At 34.0% G+C, this 22,929-nt stretch carries 22 protein-coding genes and 2 pseudogenes; 12 read left to right on the top strand and 12 right to left on the bottom strand.

Going from position 1 to position 22,929, the window contains the following annotated elements:
* Positions 1–80: 80 nt before the first annotated feature.
* The 5 genes from IDG64_RS02685 to IDG64_RS02705 all read left to right on the top strand — a co-directional run bounded on the left by IDG64_RS02685 (position 81) and on the right by IDG64_RS02705 (position 5,651).
* The gene (locus IDG64_RS02685; RefSeq protein WP_000751215.1) at positions 81–974 is read left to right on the top strand and encodes a CHAP domain-containing protein; all 894 of its coding nucleotides are present in this window, start codon (positions 81–83) and stop codon (positions 972–974) included.
* A 329-nt stretch (positions 975–1,303) separates the two neighbouring features.
* Entirely contained in the window at positions 1,304–2,827 is a 1,524-nt protein-coding gene (locus IDG64_RS02690) for a DUF6583 family protein (RefSeq protein ID WP_000038537.1), read from the top strand.
* A 67-nt stretch (positions 2,828–2,894) separates the two neighbouring features.
* Positions 2,895–4,061: an ABC transporter permease gene (locus IDG64_RS02695; protein ID WP_000848779.1), complete on the top strand. Its 1,167-nt coding sequence runs from the start codon at positions 2,895–2,897 to the stop codon at positions 4,059–4,061.
* The gene (locus IDG64_RS02700) at positions 4,058–4,978 is read left to right on the top strand and encodes an ABC transporter permease (protein ID WP_000806109.1); all 921 of its coding nucleotides are present in this window, start codon (positions 4,058–4,060) and stop codon (positions 4,976–4,978) included. Before IDG64_RS02695 ends, IDG64_RS02700 begins: the two co-directional genes overlap by 4 nt.
* Before the next feature lie 13 nt (positions 4,979–4,991).
* Positions 4,992–5,651, top strand: coding sequence for an ABC transporter ATP-binding protein (locus tag IDG64_RS02705; RefSeq protein WP_000570065.1), 660 nt, complete (start codon positions 4,992–4,994; stop codon positions 5,649–5,651).
* A gap of 51 nt (positions 5,652–5,702) precedes the next feature.
* Here the strand turns inward: IDG64_RS02705 and lytM are convergent, their stop codons facing one another.
* Positions 5,703–6,653 carry a glycine-glycine endopeptidase LytM gene (gene lytM / locus IDG64_RS02710; RefSeq protein WP_000736795.1) on the bottom strand — a complete coding sequence of 317 codons (951 nt, stop codon included), beginning with the start codon at positions 6,651–6,653 and terminating at the stop codon, positions 5,703–5,705.
* 325 nt (positions 6,654–6,978) lie between these two features.
* Positions 6,979–7,971 (bottom strand): choloylglycine hydrolase family protein, encoded by a 993-nt coding sequence (locus IDG64_RS02715; protein ID WP_000337363.1) that lies wholly within the window; start codon positions 7,969–7,971, stop codon positions 6,979–6,981.
* A 233-nt stretch (positions 7,972–8,204) separates the two neighbouring features.
* Here IDG64_RS02715 and IDG64_RS02720 point away from each other — a divergent pair, with 233 nt between their 5' ends.
* Complete coding sequence (locus IDG64_RS02720; RefSeq protein WP_001066547.1) at positions 8,205–9,581, top strand: MFS transporter; 1,377 nt, start codon at positions 8,205–8,207, stop codon at positions 9,579–9,581.
* Positions 9,582–9,657: 76 nt separating this feature from the next.
* On the opposite strand, the pseudogene IDG64_RS02725 reads toward IDG64_RS02720, so the two are convergent.
* The 3 genes and pseudogenes from IDG64_RS02725 to IDG64_RS02735 form a co-directional block, all read right to left on the bottom strand.
* A pseudogene (locus IDG64_RS02725) lies at positions 9,658–10,008 on the bottom strand (IS1182 family transposase); the annotation flags it as partial.
* 245 nt (positions 10,009–10,253) lie between these two features.
* Positions 10,254–10,646 carry a hypothetical protein gene (locus tag IDG64_RS02730; protein ID WP_001159764.1) on the bottom strand — a complete coding sequence of 131 codons (393 nt, stop codon included), beginning with the start codon at positions 10,644–10,646 and terminating at the stop codon, positions 10,254–10,256.
* 49 nt (positions 10,647–10,695) lie between these two features.
* Positions 10,696–10,876, bottom strand: a pseudogene (locus tag IDG64_RS02735) (NADH-quinone oxidoreductase subunit L).
* Positions 10,877–11,026: 150 nt separating this feature from the next.
* Here IDG64_RS02735 and rbsR point away from each other — a divergent pair.
* The 4 genes from rbsR (at position 11,027) to rbsK (ending at position 14,499) form a co-directional block, all read left to right on the top strand.
* Positions 11,027–12,025 carry a ribose utilization transcriptional repressor RbsR gene (gene rbsR, locus IDG64_RS02740; protein ID WP_000757881.1) on the top strand — a complete coding sequence of 333 codons (999 nt, stop codon included), beginning with the start codon at positions 11,027–11,029 and terminating at the stop codon, positions 12,023–12,025.
* Positions 12,026–12,256: 231 nt separating this feature from the next.
* A complete protein-coding gene (gene rbsU / locus IDG64_RS02745; RefSeq protein ID WP_000029204.1) occupies positions 12,257–13,138 on the top strand; it encodes a ribose/proton symporter RbsU in 882 nt (293 codons plus the stop codon).
* 14 nt (positions 13,139–13,152) lie between these two features.
* Positions 13,153–13,557 (top strand): D-ribose pyranase, encoded by a 405-nt coding sequence (rbsD, locus tag IDG64_RS02750; RefSeq protein WP_000747874.1) that lies wholly within the window; start codon positions 13,153–13,155, stop codon positions 13,555–13,557.
* 27 nt (positions 13,558–13,584) lie between these two features.
* A complete protein-coding gene (rbsK, locus tag IDG64_RS02755; RefSeq protein ID WP_000182741.1) occupies positions 13,585–14,499 on the top strand; it encodes a ribokinase in 915 nt (304 codons plus the stop codon).
* Between the two features lie 97 nt (positions 14,500–14,596).
* On the opposite strand, the gene IDG64_RS02760 is transcribed toward rbsK, so the two are convergent.
* Complete coding sequence (locus IDG64_RS02760; RefSeq protein WP_001789470.1) at positions 14,597–14,731, bottom strand: hypothetical protein; 135 nt, start codon at positions 14,729–14,731, stop codon at positions 14,597–14,599.
* Positions 14,732–14,749: 18 nt separating this feature from the next.
* Between IDG64_RS02760 and IDG64_RS02765 the strand changes: the two genes are divergently transcribed.
* Positions 14,750–15,511: a class I SAM-dependent methyltransferase gene (locus IDG64_RS02765; RefSeq protein WP_000031269.1), complete on the top strand. Its 762-nt coding sequence runs from the start codon at positions 14,750–14,752 to the stop codon at positions 15,509–15,511.
* A 461-nt stretch (positions 15,512–15,972) separates the two neighbouring features.
* On the opposite strand, the gene IDG64_RS02770 is transcribed toward IDG64_RS02765, so the two are convergent.
* Together IDG64_RS02770 and IDG64_RS02775 are read right to left on the bottom strand one after the other, a co-directional pair.
* Positions 15,973–17,409, bottom strand: coding sequence for a 6-phospho-beta-glucosidase (locus tag IDG64_RS02770; RefSeq protein ID WP_000163989.1), 1,437 nt, complete (start codon positions 17,407–17,409; stop codon positions 15,973–15,975).
* A 15-nt stretch (positions 17,410–17,424) separates the two neighbouring features.
* Positions 17,425–18,216, bottom strand: a complete 792-nt coding sequence (locus IDG64_RS02775; protein ID WP_000066928.1) for a PTS sugar transporter subunit IIAB — start codon at positions 18,214–18,216, stop codon at positions 17,425–17,427.
* 148 nt (positions 18,217–18,364) lie between these two features.
* On the opposite strand from IDG64_RS02775, the gene IDG64_RS02780 reads away from it, so the two are divergent.
* The gene (locus IDG64_RS02780; protein ID WP_000922326.1) at positions 18,365–19,069 is read left to right on the top strand and encodes a GntR family transcriptional regulator; all 705 of its coding nucleotides are present in this window, start codon (positions 18,365–18,367) and stop codon (positions 19,067–19,069) included.
* A gap of 107 nt (positions 19,070–19,176) precedes the next feature.
* Here IDG64_RS02780 and lrgB read toward each other — a convergent pair whose 3' ends face one another.
* The 4 genes from lrgB to IDG64_RS02800 all read right to left on the bottom strand — a co-directional run bounded on the left by lrgB (position 19,177) and on the right by IDG64_RS02800 (position 22,924).
* Positions 19,177–19,878: an antiholin-like protein LrgB gene (lrgB, locus tag IDG64_RS02785; protein WP_000607067.1), complete on the bottom strand. Its 702-nt coding sequence runs from the start codon at positions 19,876–19,878 to the stop codon at positions 19,177–19,179.
* Positions 19,871–20,314 (bottom strand): antiholin-like murein hydrolase modulator LrgA, encoded by a 444-nt coding sequence (lrgA, locus tag IDG64_RS02790; RefSeq protein ID WP_001792906.1) that lies wholly within the window; start codon positions 20,312–20,314, stop codon positions 19,871–19,873. Before lrgA ends, lrgB begins: the two co-directional genes overlap by 8 nt.
* Before the next feature lie 112 nt (positions 20,315–20,426).
* Positions 20,427–21,167 (bottom strand): response regulator transcription factor LytR, encoded by a 741-nt coding sequence (locus IDG64_RS02795; RefSeq protein WP_000645450.1) that lies wholly within the window; start codon positions 21,165–21,167, stop codon positions 20,427–20,429.
* Between the two features lie 2 nt (positions 21,168–21,169).
* Positions 21,170–22,924, bottom strand: a complete 1,755-nt coding sequence (locus tag IDG64_RS02800) for a sensor histidine kinase (RefSeq protein WP_000950281.1) — start codon at positions 22,922–22,924, stop codon at positions 21,170–21,172.
* Between the last annotated feature and the right edge of the window lie 5 nt (positions 22,925–22,929).

Genomic DNA, 22,929 nt, shown 5'->3' on the forward strand with positions numbered 1-22,929 from the left:
TTTTAATTAACCATTCATTTTTGTAATATAAATGTGTATACTAAAATTAAATTAAATACATAAAGGATTAAATGGTTATTATGAAGAAAACAATTTTACTGACGATGACAACTCTTACTTTATTTAGTATGTCGCCTAACTCGGCTCAAGCATATACGAATGATAGCAAAACATTAGAAGAAGCAAAGAGAGCACACCCAAACGCACAGTTCAAAGTGAATAAAGACACCGGCGCGTATACTTATACATATGACAAAAACAACACGCCAAACAACAATCATCAAAACCAGTCACGTACAAACGACAATCATCAACACGCAAATCAACGTGATTTTAACAACAATCAGTACCATTCTTCATTAAGTGGTCAGTATACGCACATTAATGACGCAATTGATTCACACACACCGCCTCAAACGTCACCAAGCAATCCTTTGACACCAGCAATACCGAATGTCGAAGACAATGACGATGAATTAAATAACGCTTTTTCAAAAGATAACAAAGGGCTTATTACAGGCATCGATTTAGACGAATTGTATGACGAATTACAAATCGCCGAATTTAATGACAAAGCAAAGACTGCTGACGGTAAACCTTTAGCATTAGGTAACGGTAAAATCATTGATCAGCCTCTTATCACAAGTAAGAACAACTTATATACTGCTGGACAATGTACATGGTATGTCTTTGATAAACGTGCCAAAGATGGACACACGATTAGTACATTTTGGGGAGATGCTAAAAACTGGGCAGGCCAAGCTTCAAGCAATGGCTTCAAAGTAGATAGACACCCAACACGAGGATCAATTTTACAAACAGTAAATGGTCCATTTGGTCATGTAGCCTACGTTGAAAAAGTTAATATTGATGGAAGTATTCTAATTTCAGAAATGAACTGGATTGGTGAATATATCGTTTCATCAAGAACCATCTCTGCTTCAGAAGTTTCATCATATAATTACATCCATTAAATTAATCATGACATCAATAAAAAGCGACCAGTTCGCAGTTTACAATTCGTAACACTGCAAAATTGGTCGCTTTATTTTGTATGTTATTCGATTATTAAATATGATGTTTACCTTCAAAATTGCAATAACTTGTCACCTTTAAGTTAACCGACATTTTCAAGAATCATTATGTAATCAAACTATTTTTTGTAGTTTATTAGATTTTCAATAACTTATTAAACATTATTATAACTAAAATTCTATTAATTTAAACAAAATTTAAAATAAACCATTTAATAAAATGTATTGTTCTGATATGATTAACTCATAAATAATTGGGAGGAAGCAAAATGTCTAAAAAGTTAAAAATTATAATTCCTATTATTATTGTCTTATTATTAATAGGTGGAATCGCATGGGGAGTTTATGCATTTTTTGCAAACACACCGAAAAATACATACTTAAAAAGCGAACAACAAACTGCAAAAATGTATAAAGATTATTTTAATGACCGTTTTGAAAACGAAGTGAAGTTCCAAGAAAAGATGAAAGATAATTCATTTTTATCTTCATTAGAATTAAGCGCAGATGCATCAGATGAAATTGTTAAGGGGCTTGGTATTCCTAAATCTGTTGTTAATGCTTCGAAAATTAAAATGTCATATGGACATGATCCTAAAAAAGAGAAATCAATGATTAATCTTGAACCAACAATAGCAGACTCTGAATTAGGGAAATTCCAGTTAGCTGCAGATAAAGATAAGCATTATTTCGAATCACCATTATTTAAAGGGAAATATAGTGTTAATAATTCTGATTTATTATCAACTTATTCAAAACTTACAGGTGAAGATGAAGAAACAGCAAAAGAAAATGGTATTACAAACCAACAACTAAATTTAAATACTCTTTTTAGTAATGCTCAAGCACAACAAAGTGACTACAGCAAAATTGCCGAAAAATATTCCGAACTTATTGTCGACAAATTAGATGACGATAATTTTGATAAAGGTAAAAAAGAAGAAATTAAGGTTAATGGTGAAAAGTACAAAGTTAGACCTGTCACGTTAACACTTAGCAGAGCTGACACTAAAAAAATTACATTAGCTGTATTAGAAGAAGCTAAAAAGGATAAAGACCTTAAAAAATTAATGGAAGAACAAGGTGCTACAAAAGACTTTGAAAAAGACATCAAAAAAGCAATTGACGATGTCAAAGAAACTAAAAAGGATGAATTTGCTAAAATTCAATCTAAAATTTATACCGAAAAACATACGATTGTAAAACGAGAAATTACTATTACAGACAAAGAAAATAATAAAACTAAAATCAAAGGTACTAATACTTTAGAAGACGATAAGTTAAAACTAGATTACGCACTTGATTTCGATCAAGATAAATACACGTATGCTGAAGCGAAATATACAATTAAAGGCGTATCTTCTAAGGAAAAAGACAATAAATACAGTGATAAATACGAATTTGGTAAAAAGACAGAATATGATGAATCAAAAATCAAATTAGATAACCAAGAAAAAGTAGATGGCACAAAACGTCAAGATAAAGGTAAAATTACTGTCGCATTAGATAAATATAGCGACGAAAATGAATTCACTTTTGAAAATAATATAGATTCTGACGTAAAAAATAACACTCAGAAATCTACGTTAAATATCGGCATCAAATATGCTGAAGAACCAATTAATTTCATTTTAAAATCTAGCACAAAATTGAAAGCAGATATTGATTTTGATGATAGTGGTGCGAAAGATTTCAATAGTCTATCTTCAAAAGACCGTGAAAAACTTGAAAAAGAAATCGAAAAAAATGGCGGCAAAATGTTTGAATCAATTTTAAAAAAGGCATCTAAATAACTAAAATATAAAAATAAGATTGGAAGGTCATCTTGCCTTTCAATCTTATCATTGGAGGAGTGGTTAAATGAAAACAATACATTTGTTTCGCATCTACCACTCTTTTTTATTGAAAAAGTGGTATTTGATTATCTATTTACTATTTATATTAGCGGCACTCGTTATTACATTAACGACGATCCAACATGTAACAGAAGATGACAATCATTTTAATATAGGTGTCGTAGATAAAGATCAATCAAGTGAAACGAAATTAATCTTAAACTCTATTGGTAAAGGGAGTAACCTAGGAAAAAACGTGAGCATTAAGGCATATGATGATAAGCAAGCACATACTTTGTTAAAAAAACATAAACTTCAAGGCTATTTTGTTTTTGATAAAGGTATGACCAAGGCATTTTATAAACAAGGCGAACTACCAATTTCAGTATATACATATGATCAACAATCCATGAAAAGTGTCGTGCTATCTCAGCTAACAGATTCTGTTTACCAACGTCTTATGCGATCAATGGGTGGCATCTTAGCTTTTCAAGACTTAGCACCGAAAGCATCACATTCTGACAGTATCAATGTTATGACTGATTTGCTGATTACAGGATTAAACCGTTCAGGTGCATTTAACTTAGAACCGATTCATTTATACGATACGGGCAGTTATTATGCAATTACAGGATTTTTAGCAACGGTTTTCATCTTTGCACTATCTTTATTTACAGTTTTGAAAATGAATCAAGATACTGTATTGAAAGCGCGATTGAAAATGTTTCATTTTTCTAAAGAGCGTTTATTAATCATTCGTGCGTTGATTACATGGTTTTATACTATGTTATGGAGTATCGTTGGTGTAGTTTGGATTGTGTTCAGTATTCCGAATACCTTTGAATTATATAATTGGCCAACGTTAGCCATTCATTTAAGCTATTATGTTACCTTTTTAATACTGTGGTTATTACTCATCGAACTTTTAACAACAGGCTTGTTGAATAGTATTAGTAAAGTCATATTAGCTATTGTCATCCTGGTGTTATCTGGTTTAACAATACCTACGATTTTTTTACAACATATAGCAAATGGCGTTTTCAATATTCAACCGTTCGCAGTTGTAACAAATCAATTGTTAGAAATTATTTTAAACAACTACATTTTAGAACTACACCCTAGTTTCTATCTTAGCTTCATCGCACTTTTGATAATTAATTTAGCTGTATTGGTTTGGAGGTATCGTCAATGAAGCCTTATATACAACTTGTTGTGTTCAAGCAATGGTTACAATACATCTTGCTCGTAACAACCATTGTCATCGCACTCGTACTTATTGGTATCGGTTACCGTGTAGCACATGACAACTTCAAAATACCGATTACCATTCAAGATTTAGACCAAACCACTGCATCAAAATCATTCGTCAATAAAATTAAACAATCTGACTATGTAACTATTAAAAAAGTCGATGAAGATGAAAGCTATATTGAAGATGATGTTACTAAAAAGGAAGCTATTTTAAGTATGCAAATTCCTAAAGGTTTCTCTCAAAAATTAAAAGAGAACCGTTTAAAAGAAACGATACAGTTATATGGTAGAGATGACTTTATAGGTGGTATTGCTGTAGAAATTGTTAGTAGTTCATTATATGAACAGCAAATTCCTAACATTATTTATGAACACTTTGAGGATATGAAACAGCATCAATCCATCGATGCTATCAACAAGTCCTATCATAAACATACACCTGAATCTAAAATCAAATTTGTGTCGCTTACTAAACAAGCACAACACTCTATTTCAATTAGCTTAATCTTTGCGGTGATTTTATTTGTTAGCGCTGTTCAAGTAGTACTTCATTATCGTTTAAACCAACAAGCAGCATTGCAACGATTATCACAATATCATTTAAGCCGTTTCAAACTATATAGTACTTATGTAATGACACATACGATCTTGTTATTGTTGGTACTATTGGCAGTTAGTCTATATTTGTCTCAACCACTCAGCTTAATATTTTACTTAAAATCACTGTTACTTATATTGATTTATGAGATAGGTATCGTCTTTATCTTATTCCATATTCAAACAATAAGTCATCGATTATTCATGACATTTATATATGCACTTGCTATGGGTATCGTATACTTGATTATTTTCATGTAAAGGAGCGTAACTGATGATAGAAATTAATAACCTTTCAAAGCGTTACCGTAACAAACAGATTTTCAATCATTTAACCATGTCCTTTGATAGTAATCGTTTAACCGTATTACTTGGCGATAATGGCGCTGGAAAATCAACATTACTTCGTATGATTGCTGGTATTGAAAAAGCTAATGATGGAACTATCAACTATTTCGACGAAAAATGGAATCAAAGACAAATACAAAATCACATCGGTTATGTGCCACAAGACATTGCGTTATTTGAACACATGACAGTGGCTGAAAACATTAAATTTTTTAAATCACTTTGTAAAAATCCAATTAACGATACAACTATCAACGAATATTTACAGCAATTAAATTTTGATGATACGTCTGCCAAAGTATCTACATTGTCCGGTGGGAATAAACGTAAAATTAATATATTAGTAGGTTTACTAGGTCAACCTCGAATTCTCATTTTAGATGAACCGACAGTTGGTATTGATTTAAAATCTAGACATGACATCCACCAACTACTTAACATCATGAAATCTAAATGTTTAATTATATTAACTACCCATCATTTAGATGAAGTTGAAGCACTTGCAGATGATATCAAGTTAATTGGCCAAGATCCTTTTTATCAACATGTCTTAGAGGACAAGCAATGGGCTTATACCTATTATTAAAACGAAAAAATCCCAAGTTGCGTATGATATCGTAACTTGGGATTTACTGTATTATCTACTTTGCAAGTATGACGTTGGGTCTACTGCATATTGATTACCGATGCCACCAGACATACGTTGGAAGTGTACGTGAGGTGCTGTTGAATTACCCGTACTACCTGAATATGCAATTTGGTCACCAGCTTTGACTTTATCACCAGCTGAAACAGTTAAACGATTATTATGCATATACCATTGGTAGTTATTACTGTTCGCTTCTTTAATCGTTACTTGATTACCACCACCATAGTTACTCCAACCTGCTTGTACTACTGTACCATCAGTTAATGAGTAAACTGGTGAATTTTCAGGCATTGCATAGTCGACACCGTAATGCGCACCACCACCGTGATATTGTCCATATGGTTGTAGTTGTTTACGACTTGTTAACCAGCTTGCGTCTTTCGCATGACCACTAGCTGTCGCTTTACTTGCTGATCCGCCATTTTGATTAGACGTGCCATTAGGGGAATTGACCTTTCCATTACCATCATGGCTGTTATACGCTTGGTTGTTGTTACTATGTGAATAATAGCTCGCGTCTGGACCTACATTTGATTGATAGCCATATTGATTAATATGCTGTTGGCTTTGACTCGCTGTGTAGTCATTGTTATCTCCTGCTGTTGCTGGATTCACATATGTTTGGCCGCTTCCATTGGCATTTGCATTTTTTGGATAACAGTTATAAAAATAATGCGTATGTCCTTGAGCATCTACGAATGTATAGCTATATTCTTTATTATCAAACATTGCTTGATTCCAGTTACCATCAGGTGTGTGATGATAATCCCCATTAGAATCAATTGTATAATAAGTACCATAAGATACGTCTTGTGATTGTGTTGACATTTGTGTATGTGCTTGTTGGGTGTTTGTCGTTTCTGCTGCATCTGCTTGATGCGCCATTGTAAATGTAGCGAAGCCCATCGTTGCAATCGCTGCTGCTGTTAATTTTTTCATGTATAAAACATCCTCCATTAAAGTTAAAGTTAGTTTTCAATTAAACTGTACTGCACATACTAAAAGAATTAGACAACTGAGTAAAGGATTTAATTCTCATTTTCCAACTATTTAATATTCCCGAAATGTTTTACTAAACTCATTACATTGTCATTACAAAATAGCCATACATTGATATTAAAATGACATCTCTCACTGCATTCGTTTAACCTTTTATAAATTTTCAAAACTAACAACTAATCATTCGTCCATGTTCGCGCTTCAACGCTAATGTATGATAGTAATCATCCATCAAATCATATCAACCAAATTCCATTATCAATCGCTATTGATTGTCATTCAACTTTCTAATAATGATATGCTTCTCAGGCTTAAAAATCGTCATATCTTTTCTATTAATTAAATCATCTGTGAGCTTTAATGCTACTAATTCATTGCTGCCATAATACTTAATATATAACGTTCTTGTAGTTAAATTTATTACGGTCTGATACATCGTATAGTGATTGTCAGCATCATGCGGACGTACAATTCCAATCGGTATATTTACCGCATCTAATAAATAAAATGCATTCATTAAATCCATTTCTTTATCATTGTTTTGAGCAATGTTTGCTTTCATAAATGCCATTCTCACAAAGCGCTCAGTTGAAGTAAATCCACCTGGCAATCCAAATGTACCTGCTTCATTGCCTAAAGGTTCAATCGTTACACCTTCCAATAAATTTGCTGTTGCTGGATAAGGAGAAATATTGATATATTGTCTTAAATTACTATAATGCCAATTTAAGTCTGGATGATTTGTTAAGACACCAATAGGATTATCTTTTATAACCACTTCACCCTCTTTAAATGAAACTTCGACTGTATGTCCAGTTGCATCGGAAACATGATAATGCAATGGCGGAACTTCACCGATGTCATTTAAATATACAGCTACAACATGTATTTGGGATGCTTGTTGTTTCATATCTTCAATGCTTGTTGTATATCCCAAAATCCATGTCACAATTTCATTTTGCGTAATATTCATCGCGTCCGCTTTGTGTGTTGATCCATATGAACTATAACCTCGGAAATATTGTGTTGAAATGGCAACGCCATGTTCATTAACACCATCACCATAAATAAAACCTTCCATATCTGTTCCTGTGCCAATAAAGCCATATTGCGTTTGGCCTGTCGTGCCAGTGCGAGATTTCCAACGATAATTTCTAGGCGTCACTGCTGGCGAACCATCTAATGGATAATCATAATCCATCGTGCGTCCAAGAAGTACTTGATTATTTAAAGTTTGTATTGTGAATCCTGTGCACATTGTTCTCACTCCTCTGTACCTTCATTTACTTTAATCACTTTCAAATAAAGCTGTTTCACTTAAACATACTATAAAAAATCAATTATACAAGCAATTAATTGATATTCATTCTCAATAACTGTGGTATGATATGTAAGGAAATCATGACTTATGTGTGAGTGAACGATCATCTATACATCCGTTCACTTCATCTCATGACTTTCTATATTTAATTTTTACAAGGAGTGACATCTGTGAATAACACACAATCTTCACCACGCAGTAATATTATTATTGCGATTATGTTGTCTGCATTAACATATTGGTTGTTTGCACAATCATTTATTAATATAGGACCTCTCGTTGGTCAAACGTATCAAACCTCTCCTGCCGTGTTAAATTTATCTATTAGTTTAACTTCCTTCGCCACAGGTATCTTCATGGTGGCTGCAGGTGATATTGCTGATAAAATAGGACAACTGAGAATGACATACATGGGTCTCATAATCAGTATGTTTGCATCTCTTCTATTAATTATATCGGACATCACTGCACTGCTCATCATCGGTAGAATTTTACAAGGTCTATCAGCAGCTATCTTGTTACCTTCAACAGTTGGCGTGTTAAATAATCAATTTAAAGGAGAACATTTAAGACGAGCGATTAGTTATCTAATGATTAGTACTGTTGGTGGCATCGGCCTAGCTGGTGTTATCGGCGGTTTAATTGCCTCAAATTTCGGATGGCAAACGAATTTCATCATTAGTATAGTCATTGCTTTCATTGCCATATTGCTTCTAAAAGGCACACCTGAAAAAGTAAGTCAACATAGCCACCGTCATCCATTCGATTACAAAGGTATGTCGATTTTCGCTGTTATGATTGGTAGCTTTACATTATTGTTAACACAAGGATTCGAACAAGGTTGGTTTAGTACATTTTCAATCATTTGTCTGAGCATTTTTATCATCACTACGTTGATATTCATCATCATCGAACGTCGACATGAAGTACCTTTTATTGATTTCTCAGTATTACGCAACCGTCCGTTCATTGGTGCATTTTTAAATAACTTTGTTTTAAATAGCGGTCTAGGCGTAACAGTGGTCTTTTTCATATATGCTCAAACACACCTTGGTTTATCAGCTGCGCAATCTGGACTTGTTACATTGCCATATGCCATTGTGGCAGTTGCGATGATTCGTTTAGGTGAAAAAGCAACATTACGTTTCGGTGGCAAATTGATGCTCATCATTGGTCCGTTGTTCCCTGTCATCGGCATCACTATTATTAGCATGACATCACTTCAACCATCACAATATATCATTGCTGTTGTTATTGGGTTTGTCATTTGCGCAATTGGAAATGGTTTAGTCGCAACACCCGGCCTTACAATTGCAATTTTCAGTATGCCAAATGAAAAAGTTGGTTTAGCTACAGGATTATATAAAATGAGTGGTACATTAGGTGGCGCCTTTGGTATAGCACTAAGTACTACAGTTTTCAGTATATTACAACTAAACTATGCACCAAGTGTAGCGGCAACTGTAACATTTATCGTCAGCATTGTATTAATGATACTCGGCTCATTGTCTGCATACATGATCATTCCAAAAACGGTTAAATCTTAAATATAATAGAAGAATTATGTTTCGAAATATCTATATCACTTTAAAATGATATACAAGAAATTCAAGAAAAATAAGCGAACTGAATAAATAAAGATTCAATTAACGCATCAGTATTAGGATTCACTCTAAAACGATTAATAGTTTTATAAGAAGGTGTTTGATCTTGAGCTAACCACATCATTCGAATACTGTCATGAAGTAATTTCTCTATTCTACGACCAGAAAATACAGATTGAGTATATGCATATAAGATGATTTTTAACATCATCTTTGGATGATAGGATGTTGCGCCACGATGATGTCTGAATTCATCGAATTTGCTATCAGGTATCGTTTCAACAATTTCATTAACATGTCGCGAAATATCATTTTGAGGAATTCTAACAGAAGTTTCTATTGGTAGTGTAAGTTGGGCAAAGTGTCTTATTTTTTAAAAGTATTTCAAAGTAAAATTACATGTTAATACGTAGTATTAATGGCGAGACTCCTGAGGGAGCAGTGCCAGTCGAAGACCGAGGCTGAGACGGCACCCTAGGAAAGCGAAGCCATTCAATACGAAGTATTGTATAAATAGAGAACAGCAGTAAGATATTTTCTAATTGAAAATTATCTTACTGCTGTTTTTTAGGGATTTATGTCCCAGCCTCTTACTCTAATTATATTCACTATCAATTAGACAAAATGGCCATTTTCAAATATCACGCGTTGTTTCTGACCTTGAATATATTTATTATAATTGTCCTTTTGAAAATCAGTTAACATTAATTTAGAAGTACCGTATTTTAACACTTTTTGCATTGTTTCTATTCTCATTTTTCTAAATAACCATCCATCTTTTAACACAATACGATTAACAGCATCATATGATAATTCTACTGTTTCTTTAATTTCAAATGTTTTGAATGAAATAATCGTGCACATTAAAAACGTATCACCAAAGTAATAAACATCTAAATCATCACGTTTATGTTGTCCAACTAACAAACGACCATATTCGAACTCTTTTTCTGGATATTTCAATTCTAAAAAACTAATAATCTCTTCTTCTTTTAATTTGAATTGCATTTAAAAACATCCTCTCTTAATTTTTAACAAGCCTTAATTAAAAATTTTTTCAATCACATAGTTCAATATACATCATTTCGTTATGTTTTTTAATACTTTTTTCAAAAACAAATATTTTATTCTTTAAAATAATGACTTTTGTATTTTTCATCACAATAAACATTTTAAAATTCTTGTTATCATAATCATTAAAAGTTATTTAACCTTAATAATATATTCTCTCGCCTCAACCTTAATCGCATACTATAGGCGTCTGTTTGTAGACAATAAAAGTCATGCACGTCTTCATATGTCATCCAATGTTTATCATGATATGATGAATATAATAATCGGGTATATAACTGTATGATTAATTACACAATAAAGAGAAGGAATATAATATGAAAAAAGTGTCAATTAAAGATGTTGCTAGAGAAGCTGGTGTATCAGTTACAACTGTGTCACATATTTTAAATCATAATGATAGTCGTTTTTCCGCAACAACGATAAAAAACGTACATGCTGTTTCAGAACGTTTAGGCTATGCCCCTAATAAACATGCAAAACAATTGCGCGGCAGTAAAATTCAAACTATTGGCGTCATTTTACCTAGCTTAACAAATCCGTTTTTCTCAGCACTGATGCAAAGTATTCATGACCATAAACCATCTGATGTTGATTTATGCTTTTTAACATCTACAGCAACTGATTTGTATGACAATATTAAACATTTAATTGATCGAGGTATTGACGGATTAATTATCGCACAATACATATCATCCCCGGACGCCCTAAATAACTATCTAAAGAAACATCATGTACCTTATGTCGTACTGGATCAAAATGACCATCAAGGCTATACAGATTTTGTTCGGACAAATGAATATCAAGGTGGACAACTTGCAGCACAACATTTAATAGAACTCGGTCACAACAATATGATAATTGTTGCACCATATGACATGATGGCGAATATGTCGACTCGTGTCGCTGGATTTGTCGATACTTTGCGCGCGAATCAATTGCCAGAACCACAAATCGTCCATACTGAATTATCTAAGCGCGGTGGGCTAACCATTGTTGATGACATCATGGTTCAATCTGCCACTGCAATCTTCGCTATTAACGATGAACTCGCTATTGGCATTTTACGAGGACTAATTGAACATGGCATCAGTATTCCGAAAGATATCTCATTAATAGGTTATGACGACATTGATTATGCAGCGTACGTCTCGCCACCTTTAACTACTGTGGCACAACCTATAACTGATATTGGCAAAACATCTTTAACCTTATTACTTCAACGATTACAGCACTTAGATAAATCCATTGATATGATTGAATTACCAACGACTTTAAAAATTCGTGCAACAACTGGCTATCATCTTTCAAACTAACTACGTATCTTCCGAAATATACTCATCATTGTTAGGCCCTTAGCGTTGCTTTAATGCTGAGGGTTTTTAATCATAATTATTTCACTAAGAAATTAAAATAATAATGTATGAATTTTTAAATATGATTTAAACGTTTTCAGTTTTTATGAAAACGCATGCATTTTGCAAATAAAAATGGTACGATGGCATTGGTAAAACGTTTTACTAAAAACAAATCGTGAGGTGTATAACATGAGCATTGTTGCATTACTTATCGGGTTAGGCCCCTTAATTGGCTGGGGCTTCTTCCCAACAGTCGCTTCAAAGTTTGGTGGTAAACCTGTACATCAAATTATCGGTGCTACTGTAGGTACGTTAATCTTCGCTATTATATTAGCCGTAGTCACATCAAGTGGCTTCCCTACTGGAACCAATTTGCTATTCGCCTTATTATCAGGTGCAGGATGGGGATTCGGACAAATCATTACATTTAAAGCGTTCGAATTAGTCGGCTCATCTCGTGCCATGCCAGTCACAACAGCATTCCAATTATTAGGCGCATCTTTATGGGGTGTCTTTGCATTAGGAAATTGGCCAGGCATTGGTCATAAAATCATTGGATTTACAGCTTTAGTCGTTATTCTAATTGGAGCGCGTATGACAGTTTGGAGTGAACGCAAAGAAGCAAGTAACGCCAAAAATTTACGTCGTGCAGTGGTACTTCTGTTAATTGGTGAATTTGGATACTGGTTATATTCAGCTGCACCGCAAGCAACTTCTATTGATGGCCTAACTGCCTTTTTACCTCAAGCAATGGGTATGGTAATTGTTGCAGTCATTTATGGCTTTATGAATATGAAAGCAGAGAATCCATTCCGTAATAAAATTACGTGGTTACAAATTATTTCAGGTTTCTTCTTTGCATTTGGTGCTTTAACATATCTTATTTCAGCACAACCTAATATGAATGGTTTAGCAACTGGATTTATTCTTTCTCAAACATCCGTTGTGCTTGCTACATTAACTGGTATTTATTTCTTAAAACAACATAAAACGTCAAAAGAAATGGTTATTACAATCATCGGCTTAGTACTCATTTTAGTAGCCGCTTCTGTTACAGTATTTATAAAATAAGGAGTGTAGATGTCATGAAAAAATCAGCTGTTTTAAATGAACATATTTCAAAAGCAATCGCGACAATTGGTCATTTTGATTTATTAACGATTAATGACGCTGGCATGCCAATTCCAAATGATCATCGTCGTATCGACCTAGCTGTAACTAAAAACTTACCACGCTTTATTGATGTCTTAGCTACAGTGTTAGAAGAAATGGAAATCCAAAAAATATACTTAGCAGAAGAAATAAAAGAACATAACCCTACACAATTGCAACAAATTAAACAATTGATTTCATCGGAAATAGAAATCATTTTCATTCCTCACGAAGAAATGAAAAGTAACTTAGCTCACACATTAAATAAAGGTAATATTCGTACTGGTGAAACAACGCCCTACTCTAATATTGCATTAGAATCGAATGTTACTTTTTAAAAGTTATAACTTGAAAGGAGCGTACACATGACCAACAAAGTTGTTATTTTAGGTTCAACGAATGTCGATCAATTTTTAACAGTTGAAAGATATGCACAACCAGGCGAAACATTACATGTTGAAGAAGCACAAAAAGCATTCGGCGGAGGTAAAGGTGCCAACCAGGCTATTGCCACTGCACGCATGCAAGCAGACACAACATTTATTACTAAAATTGGCACTGATGGCGTTGCTGATTTCATCTTAGAAGATTTTAAAGCAGCTCATATTGATACATCATATATTATCAAAACAGCTGAAGCAAAAACGGGCCAAGCCTTTATCACTGTGAATGCAGAAGGACAAAACACCATCTATGTTTATGGTGGTGCGAATATGACGATGACACCTGAAGATGTTATTAACGCAAAAGACGCTATAATCAATGCAGACTTTGTCGTTGCACAATTAGAAGTACCCATCCCGGCTATTATATCTGCATTTGAAATTGCCAAGGCACATGGTGTGACGACAGTATTAAATCCTGCACCAGCGAAAGCATTACCTAATGAATTATTATCATTAATCGATATTATTGTGCCAAACGAAACAGAAGCCGAATTGTTATCTGGGATTAAAGTAACTAATGAACAATCTATGAAAGACAATGCCAATTACTTTTTATCTATAGGCATTAAGACTGTTTTGATTACGCTAGGTAAGCAAGGTACATATTTTGCTACTAAAAATCAAAGCCAACACATCGAAGCTTATAAAGTAAATGCGATTGATACAACTGCTGCAGGCGACACATTTATTGGTGCATTTGTCAGTCGCTTAAACAAGTCGCAAGATAACTTAGCAGATGCTATTGATTTTGGTAATAAAGCGAGCTCACTCACTGTACAAAAACACGGCGCGCAAGCATCTATTCCTCTACTAGAAGAAGTAAATCAAGTTTAAATGAATCAAACACAGCTATGATATGAAGGTTTAGCATATAACTTGCAACATTCGTATATCATGGCTGTGCTTTTTTATCTTTATAAAACATCATCTATTAGAAATAATTTTCCACTAAACCTATGCTTGATGACTCATGTTTAGTTATAAATGAAGTGACAATTTTTTGTAATCTTTTTAACTTCCAAATTATCGCATATAAATATGCTATATTAATGATAATAATTATCAATTACAAGGAGGTTATGCTATGTCTAAAGAAGCTGGTCATACATTTTTAGCTAAATTAGGAAAAACTCGTCTACGCCCCGGTGGTAAAGAAGCAACAGATTGGTTAATACAACAAGGGGCATTTTCACAAGATAAACAAGTGTTAGAAGTGGCATGTAATATGTGCACAACATCTATTTATCTAGCTCATACATATGGCTGTCACATTCAAGGCGTTGATATAAATAAGAAAGCATTAGAAAAAGCACAGGAAAATATTTCAGCAGCAGGTCTTGAATCATATATTCAAGTTCAACAAGCGAATGCTGTTAAATTGCCCTTTGATGACAATCAATTCGATATCGTTTTAAATGAAGCAATGTTAACAATGTTACCCATCGCCATAAAGGAAAAAGCATTACGCGAGTACTACCGAGTCTTAAAGCCTGGGGGTATCTTGTTAACACATGATATTGTCATCGTTAATGAATCACATGCCACACATGTAGTTAAATCATTATCTGCAGCTATTAATGTCAATGTCTCACCGCAGACGAAACTTGGCTGGTTAGATTTATATAATCAAGCTGGTTTTAATCATGTGCATTATCATACTGGTCCAATGAGTTTAATGACACCAAAAGGTTTAATTTATGACGAAGGTATTGTTGGAACTATAAAGATTATCAACAATGCTTTAAAAAAAGAAAATCGATCAATGTTTTGTAAAATGTTTAAAACGATGACTAAATTGCGTAAAGATATGAATTATATTACTTTTGTCGCTAAAAAAGAGGACTAAATATAATGCCACTAACTGTACTTTGTATCTATGTTTGACTATCACTTTAATTTCTTTGTGACACTAATCATCTACTTAACAATATCGTTATCGTTGATTAGTAAGTCATCAATTTTGGTTAAAGACTTTCATAAACACTCAAACATTAACACTATACATACTTAGTTAGTGGCATTATTTTTTTCTTAAAATTTTAACATCACGGGATTAGGACAGAAATGATAAAGGGAGTAAGACAAAAATGATATTTTCGAAAAATTTATTTCTGTCCCTCCCCAACTTGCATTGCCTGTAGAATTTCTTTTCGAAATTCTCTGTGTTGGGGCCCCGCCAACTTGCATTGTCTGTAGAAATTGCTGTTCCAATTTCTCTATGTTGGGAGCCCGCCAATATAACACTGTAGGGCCTGAGATATTAATTTATGTCTCGGGCTCTAACCCTAAAATATTTATAATATACCTTTATAATTTATCTCCATTTGATGCTATCACTTGTTGATACCAATAGAACGAATCTTTTTTCAAGCGTTCCATCGTGCCATGACCATCATTATCTCGATCAACATATATTAAACCATAGCGTTTCTTCATTTCACCGGTTGTAAATGAAACAATATCAATAATTCCCCATGGCGTATAACCGATTAAATCTACACCATCTTGATCAACTGCTTCCATCGCTGCTGTAATATGTGCTTTTAAATATTCAATGCGATAATCATCATGAATATGTCCATCTACCACTTCATCAACTGCACCAAAACCATTTTCCACAATAAAAAGTGGCAACTGATAACGATCATATAACACATTCAATGTATATCTTAAGCCATCTGGATCAATCGCCCAACCCCAATCACTCGTTGCGATATGCGGATTCTCCACAGAATGATTCAAACCACCGTTGACGATGTTGTTTTCAACTGTAGTATCAACATCATGTTTTACAGCCGTAGACATGTAATAACTAAAGCCAATATAATCAACCGTGCCCTGCTGTAAAATACTGTCGTCCCCTTCTTGCCATCCAACATCATATCCTTTTCGTGCCAACATTTTTTTAGCATAGCTTGGATAATAACCTCTTACTTGAACATCCGGGAAAAAGAAACGTAAGCGATTCGCAATTTGTGCTTCCATCATATCTTTCGGATGACACGAATATGGATAAATGGGTACATGTGAAATCATTGTTCCAATCTTAAACTTCGGATTGATCTCTTTACCAAGACGAACCGCTAAAGCACTGGCTAAAAGTTCATGATGTGCTACTTGATACAAGACTTCTTCGGGATTATCATTTTCTGTCAATGCTACTCCAGAATTCGTCCATAAAAAGATAGGATTTGATGTGTCCATCTGATTATTAATTTCATTAAACGTCATCCAATATGTCACTTTATCTTTATATCTTTCAAATACAACACGCGCAAAATGCACAAAATAATCGACAACTTCTCTATTTCTAAATCCACCATAATGTTTCGCTAAATGAAGTGGCATCTCAAAATGTGATAACGTCACAACAGGTTCAATACCTTGTGCAATTAATTCATCAAAGATACGATCATAAAAGGCGAGTCCTTCTTCATTTGGCACATCTTCATCCCCATTCGGAAAGATACGTGTCCACGCAATCGACGTACGTAAACATTTCAATCCCATTTCTTTAAACAAGGCAATATCTTCCTTATAACGATGATAAAAATCAATACCTTCATGATTTGGATAATAGTGATTGGGATCTATAGATTCTGTAATCTGACGTGCTTTGCCATGTGCACCACTCGTCATAACATCAATTACACTTAATCCTTTGCCACCTTTATCATATCCACCTTCAAATTGATTTGCGGCAAGAGCGCCACCCCACATAAAATTTTGCGGTAATTTGGTCATTATTACAACACACTCCTAGTTTTTAAATATTTTAAAAATAACATCTTCAGTCGTAATGATTTCATTCATTGTCAGTTCTACTTTTCCTAAATCGGCAGAGTTGCTAATAACGACAATAACGTCAGCATTGTAGCCTTGTTGTTGTATATATTGCTGGTCGAATTGTAACAACGTTTGCCCTGCTTCAACACGATCATTTTGCTTTACAAAGCACTTAAACCCTTTACCTTCCAAGTCAACTGTATTCACGCCAATATGAATGACTATGTCCACACCGTCTTCTGATTGAATACCAACTGCATGCTTAGTTGGTACAATCATAGATATTAAACCATTGACCGGTGCGATTACTTTGGATTCTTCATGAGCTTTGATTGCCAAGCCTTCACCTACCATTTTCTCTCTAAAAATTGAATCTCTTACTTCTTTAAGTAAAATACGACGACCAGCGATTGGTGCTTTCACTAAAATTGGTGTTGTTACTTTTACTTGAGGTGTATAACTTGTATCTTGGCTATTAATATTGTCAGTATTCGTACCATCTTCAACATTAGCATTCTTAATTAATCGCTGTAATTGCTGATACACTTCATCGACATTTCCATTTAATTTTATGACTAACTGCGCATCATTTTCTGCTACAGATGTCACATCAACTATTTGTTTCACTTCATTTGCTGTAGAAGGAATTGTATGTTGCATATGAATTGTAATGCACTTCGTATCATACGTTGCATCAACAATGTTTTCGACACCACCTACAGCTGTAAGAATGTCTTGGGCTTGTTCTTTATATTTATTGCTCATAAATATTACCCCCTCAACTTGATAGTAGAATGAAAATGTATTTACTTACCTCCAATTATAATTGTACCGGTTCAATTTGTAAACGCCGATACAATTATAATATTTTGTGCTATAATAATTACAGACAAAGTGAAACGAGGACAGAATATTGTTAAAGTATGAACATATTGCTAAGCAACTTAATGCGTTTATACATCAATCTAATTTCAAACCCGGTGATAAATTGCCAAGCGTGACGCAATTAAAAGAACGTTATCAAGTAAGTAAGAGTACTATCATTAAAGCATTAGGCTTATTGGAACAAGATGGTTTGATCTATCAAGCACAAGGCAGTGGTATTTATGTGAGAAATATTGCTGATGCCAATCGTATCAACGTCTTTAAGACTAATGGTTTCTCTAAAAGTTTAGGTGAACACCGAATGACAAGTAAGGTACTTGTTTTTAAGGAGATTGCAACGCCACCTAAATCTGTACAAGATGAGCTCCAATTAAATGCAGATGATACCGTCTACTATTTAGAGCGATTAAGATTCGTGGACGATGATGTTTTATGTATCGAATATTCTTATTATCATAAAGAAATCGTGAAATATTTAAATGATGATATTGCTAAGGGCTCTATCTTCGATTATTTAGAATCAAACATGAAACTTCGTATTGGTTTTTCAGATATTTTCTTTAATGTAGATAAACTCACTTCAAGTGAAGCTTCATTACTACAATTGTCTACAGGTGAACCATGTTTACGTTACCACCAGACTTTTTATACAATGACTGGCAAACCCTTTGATTCGTCTGACATCGTATTTCATTATCGTCATGCACAGTTTTATATTCCTAGTAAAAAGTAATAAATACATAAAAACGTCTATATCCCAGTTATAAACTGGAGTATAGACGTTTTTTTACGATAATAACAATGGCTCAAATTGCTATTATCTTGCTTAGGTTTTTCGTTTTAGAAGAATATTGCTACAAAGACAGGCACAACTGCTACAACAACTACACCAACTAACACTAAAGCTATACTTGCCATTGATTCTTCTACAGGTCCTAATTCTTTGGCTGGTGCTACACCTAATGTGTGACCACTTGTTCCAAGTGCTAATCCTCGGGCAATAGGGTTAGTAATTCGGAAAAGCTTCAAGAATTTATTACCTAGTGCATAAATAATGACACCATTTAAAATAACTGCTAATGATGTTAATTCTTTTATACCACCGATACCAGCTGATACTGGTAACGCAATCGCTGTAGTTGCTGCTTGAGGTAACATTGATAAAATAACATCATTGGCAAATTGTGCTAACTTCGCAAAAGTTAAAATAATTAATAACGCTACAACTGTACCGATACCAATACCTCCGATGATACGATGCCAATGTTTAACAAGCACTTCACGCTTTTTATATAACGGAATCGCAAAACAGATTGTTGCCGGTTCTAAGAAGAAGTAAATAATGTCTCCACCTATTTTGTAAGTCTTATACGGAATGCCTGTTAAATAGAGGAAGGCCACACCAAATACCATACTGACAAATAGCGGTGCGAATAAGAAGAAACGATTTGTTTTTTCAAATAATATGGTCGCTAAGAAAAATGGTATAACGGATAACAGTATTCCGAAGTAAGGTGTGTTTAGTGCTAAGTGGTTAATCATGAGCTTGTGCCTCCTCTATTTTGATCTTTTTTGTGACTTTGTCACCTTTAGATCTCGAAGTAACTTTCATAATAATTTGTGTGACATAGCCAGTACAAATAAGTAATAGTATTGTTGAGACGATTATTAGTCCAATGATTAAAAATGGTGCTTGGCTAATGACACCTAAAGAGTTAACAACTGAGATACCGGCTGGTACGAAGAGTAAGCCAATGTTATTTGTTAGTGTCGTTCCTACTTTTTCGACTTCGCCTAACTTAACAGCACCAGTACATAATAATACAAATAATAATACTAAACCGATTACTGATGCAGGCATAGGAATTGGCATAAATGATTCAATTATTTTCGATACAAAGAGTACTAAAGCAATTACAATGACTTGGTGAAAAAAGTGTGCTGGTTTTGATGCGTCTTTTTGTTGTTTCACGACCATTGCCTCCTACGTTTGATTTAACTAAAGTATAGATGGCTCACTTCGATTTGCGTGATTTTTAGTCCGAAATACAAAATATCATAGGTAAAATGCATAAAAAAAAGGATTACTGTTAAAGTAATCCTATCGACGCTTTAAAATCTTTCATAAATGAACGTCCAACTTGCATCTTGACACCATTTGTCAATATTACCATATAAGTGTAGTTAAACCATTGTTGCACTTCTTTAATGTGTTTCGTGTTAATAATATATGAACGATGAATACGTATAAAATAAGTGGGATTCAATCGTTTTTCATAACGATTCAATGGCTCTGTTGTTTCGTATTTATGATTCGTTGTATGTATGGTTGTAATACCATTATGTGTGCCAATCCCAATAATATTTTGTTGCTTTAACATGTGAATTTTATCGTCAATTTCAACAGGTAAGCTTTGATCAAAATTCGCCGACATATCATTCGCAATTGCACTTGCGTTATTATCATCTTTGGCTTTAATCGCACGCACTTTATTGACTGCTTGTTCAATACGTTTTTGACCAAACGGTTTCAAAATATAGTCTGTCGCATTTAATTCAAATGCCTGTACTGCGTATTGGTCATGTGCAGTTGCAAAAATAATCGCAGGTGGCTCTTTCATCTTTTGAATCTTAGCTCCTAATTCGATCCCATTTTCATCCATTAAATTGACATCTAAAAATATAATGTCATATTGATTGATCAGTAGTGCTTCCAATGTTTCTTTTACATTTTCTGCCTCATTAATTTCTTCAAAACCACCAATTTCATTTAATAAATATGTTAATTCATTACGTGCTAATGGCTCATCATCTATGATTAATGCTTTCATATTTATTCCTCCTCTTGTCTTTCATAAGGAAGTACACACCAAAAAGTGGTACCGCTCGATGTCGATTCAAATTGTAATGCTGCGGATTTTCCAAATAATCCTTTTAGGCGTAAGTTTAAATTTTCTAAAGCACTACCAGTTCCAGACTCTGATTCTACAGATGTTTCTCCCAACAAATGCATTTTATCTTTAGAAATACCCTGACCATTATCTTGTACAATAATACGTACATGTGTTGCAGTTTCTTTAATCACTGACACGTCAATATCGTTACCTTGCTTTCGATTCGTAAACGCATGTTTGATGGCATTTTCAACTAAAATTTGAATTAAAAATGGTGGTACAAGCACATCGCGATATTTGTCTTCAACATTAATATTGATATTAAATCTTCCTGGATAACGTGCTTGTTCGAGTGATAAGTATGCACGCACTTGACTTAACTCTTTATCTAAAGTAATCGTATGTTGCTTAGAGCCTTGTAAATTCGCTCTGAAAAAATAACTCAATTCTAATAGTAACTCTCGTGCCTTTTCGCTATTTATTCTAACTAAAGCTGAGATCGTGTTAATTGAATTGAAGAAAAAATGTGGACTCACTTGTGCCTGTAATGACTTAATCTCAGCATCTTTCAATAACTTACTTTGCGTTTCGGCTTCACCAAGTTCAATTTGGCTACTAAAAATATTTGCCAATCCTTCTGCAAGTTGACGTTCCACAAAAGTTAAATCATTAGGGTTTGTAAAATACATCTTCAATGTACCGACGATAGAACCATGCATCTCAAGTGGTATCACGATAGCTGCTCTAAGCGGGCAATTCGGATGACTACAACCAATCTCTTCTTTAGTATGAACTTCTTTCAACTTCCCTGATTTCAATACATCTTTAGACAGACTTGTTAATATTTCATTTGTTGGTATGTGATGATCACTACCTGCACCTACATGCGATAAGATTTCATTTTTGCTTGTAATTGCTACGGCAGATACTTTCATTAAATTTTTAATAATCATCGCAATTTGCTGTGCCGATTCTCTATTCAATCCTTCTTTAAAATACGGCAATGTCTGGTTCATCAATTGCAGTACGTCGTGTGTTTGAACCGCCTTCATTTGCTCTTCTTGCTTTAATGTTGAAATGATAATAGACATAAAAATCGCCGTACCGACGCTATTAACAATAATCATTGGTAGTGCAATTAATGATATGAGGTCAACCGCATATGCTTTGTCGTGGGAAAATGTTAAAATGCTCAACATTTGAATCATTTCCATAACAATTCCAATCATGGCACTTTTCGCAATACTCGGGTAACGCTTGCGTCTTTGAGCTTGTAAGCCAAAATAACCAGCAATTATACCGATAAATATAGATGAGATAAGATAAACTTGTGCATCCGCCCCACCCATATACACTCTGAAAATACCTGAAATAACGCCAACAAATAGACCTACAAAAGGGCCACCAACTAATCCTGCGACACCTATCGTTAATACACGTGTGTTAGCTAAAGATACATCATCATCTAAACGGAAGTACACACTTCCTGACAAACTATGTTGATGATCGATGACGATACCAGTTAAATTAGACATTAAGGCAAACAAACTGAAAATAATACATAATTGCCAACGTGCTTTCCATGTACGTCGACGATTCATTAAGTTTTTAAAATATGGAATATTCATCAACACATAGGCCAAAATAATAATTAAACCTACACGCTCAAGTAATAACATTGTTAGCGATAGCACGATAG

The organism is Staphylococcus sp. EG-SA-15, from assembly GCF_017151895.1.
Lineage (GTDB): Bacteria > Bacillota > Bacilli > Staphylococcales > Staphylococcaceae > Staphylococcus > Staphylococcus aureus.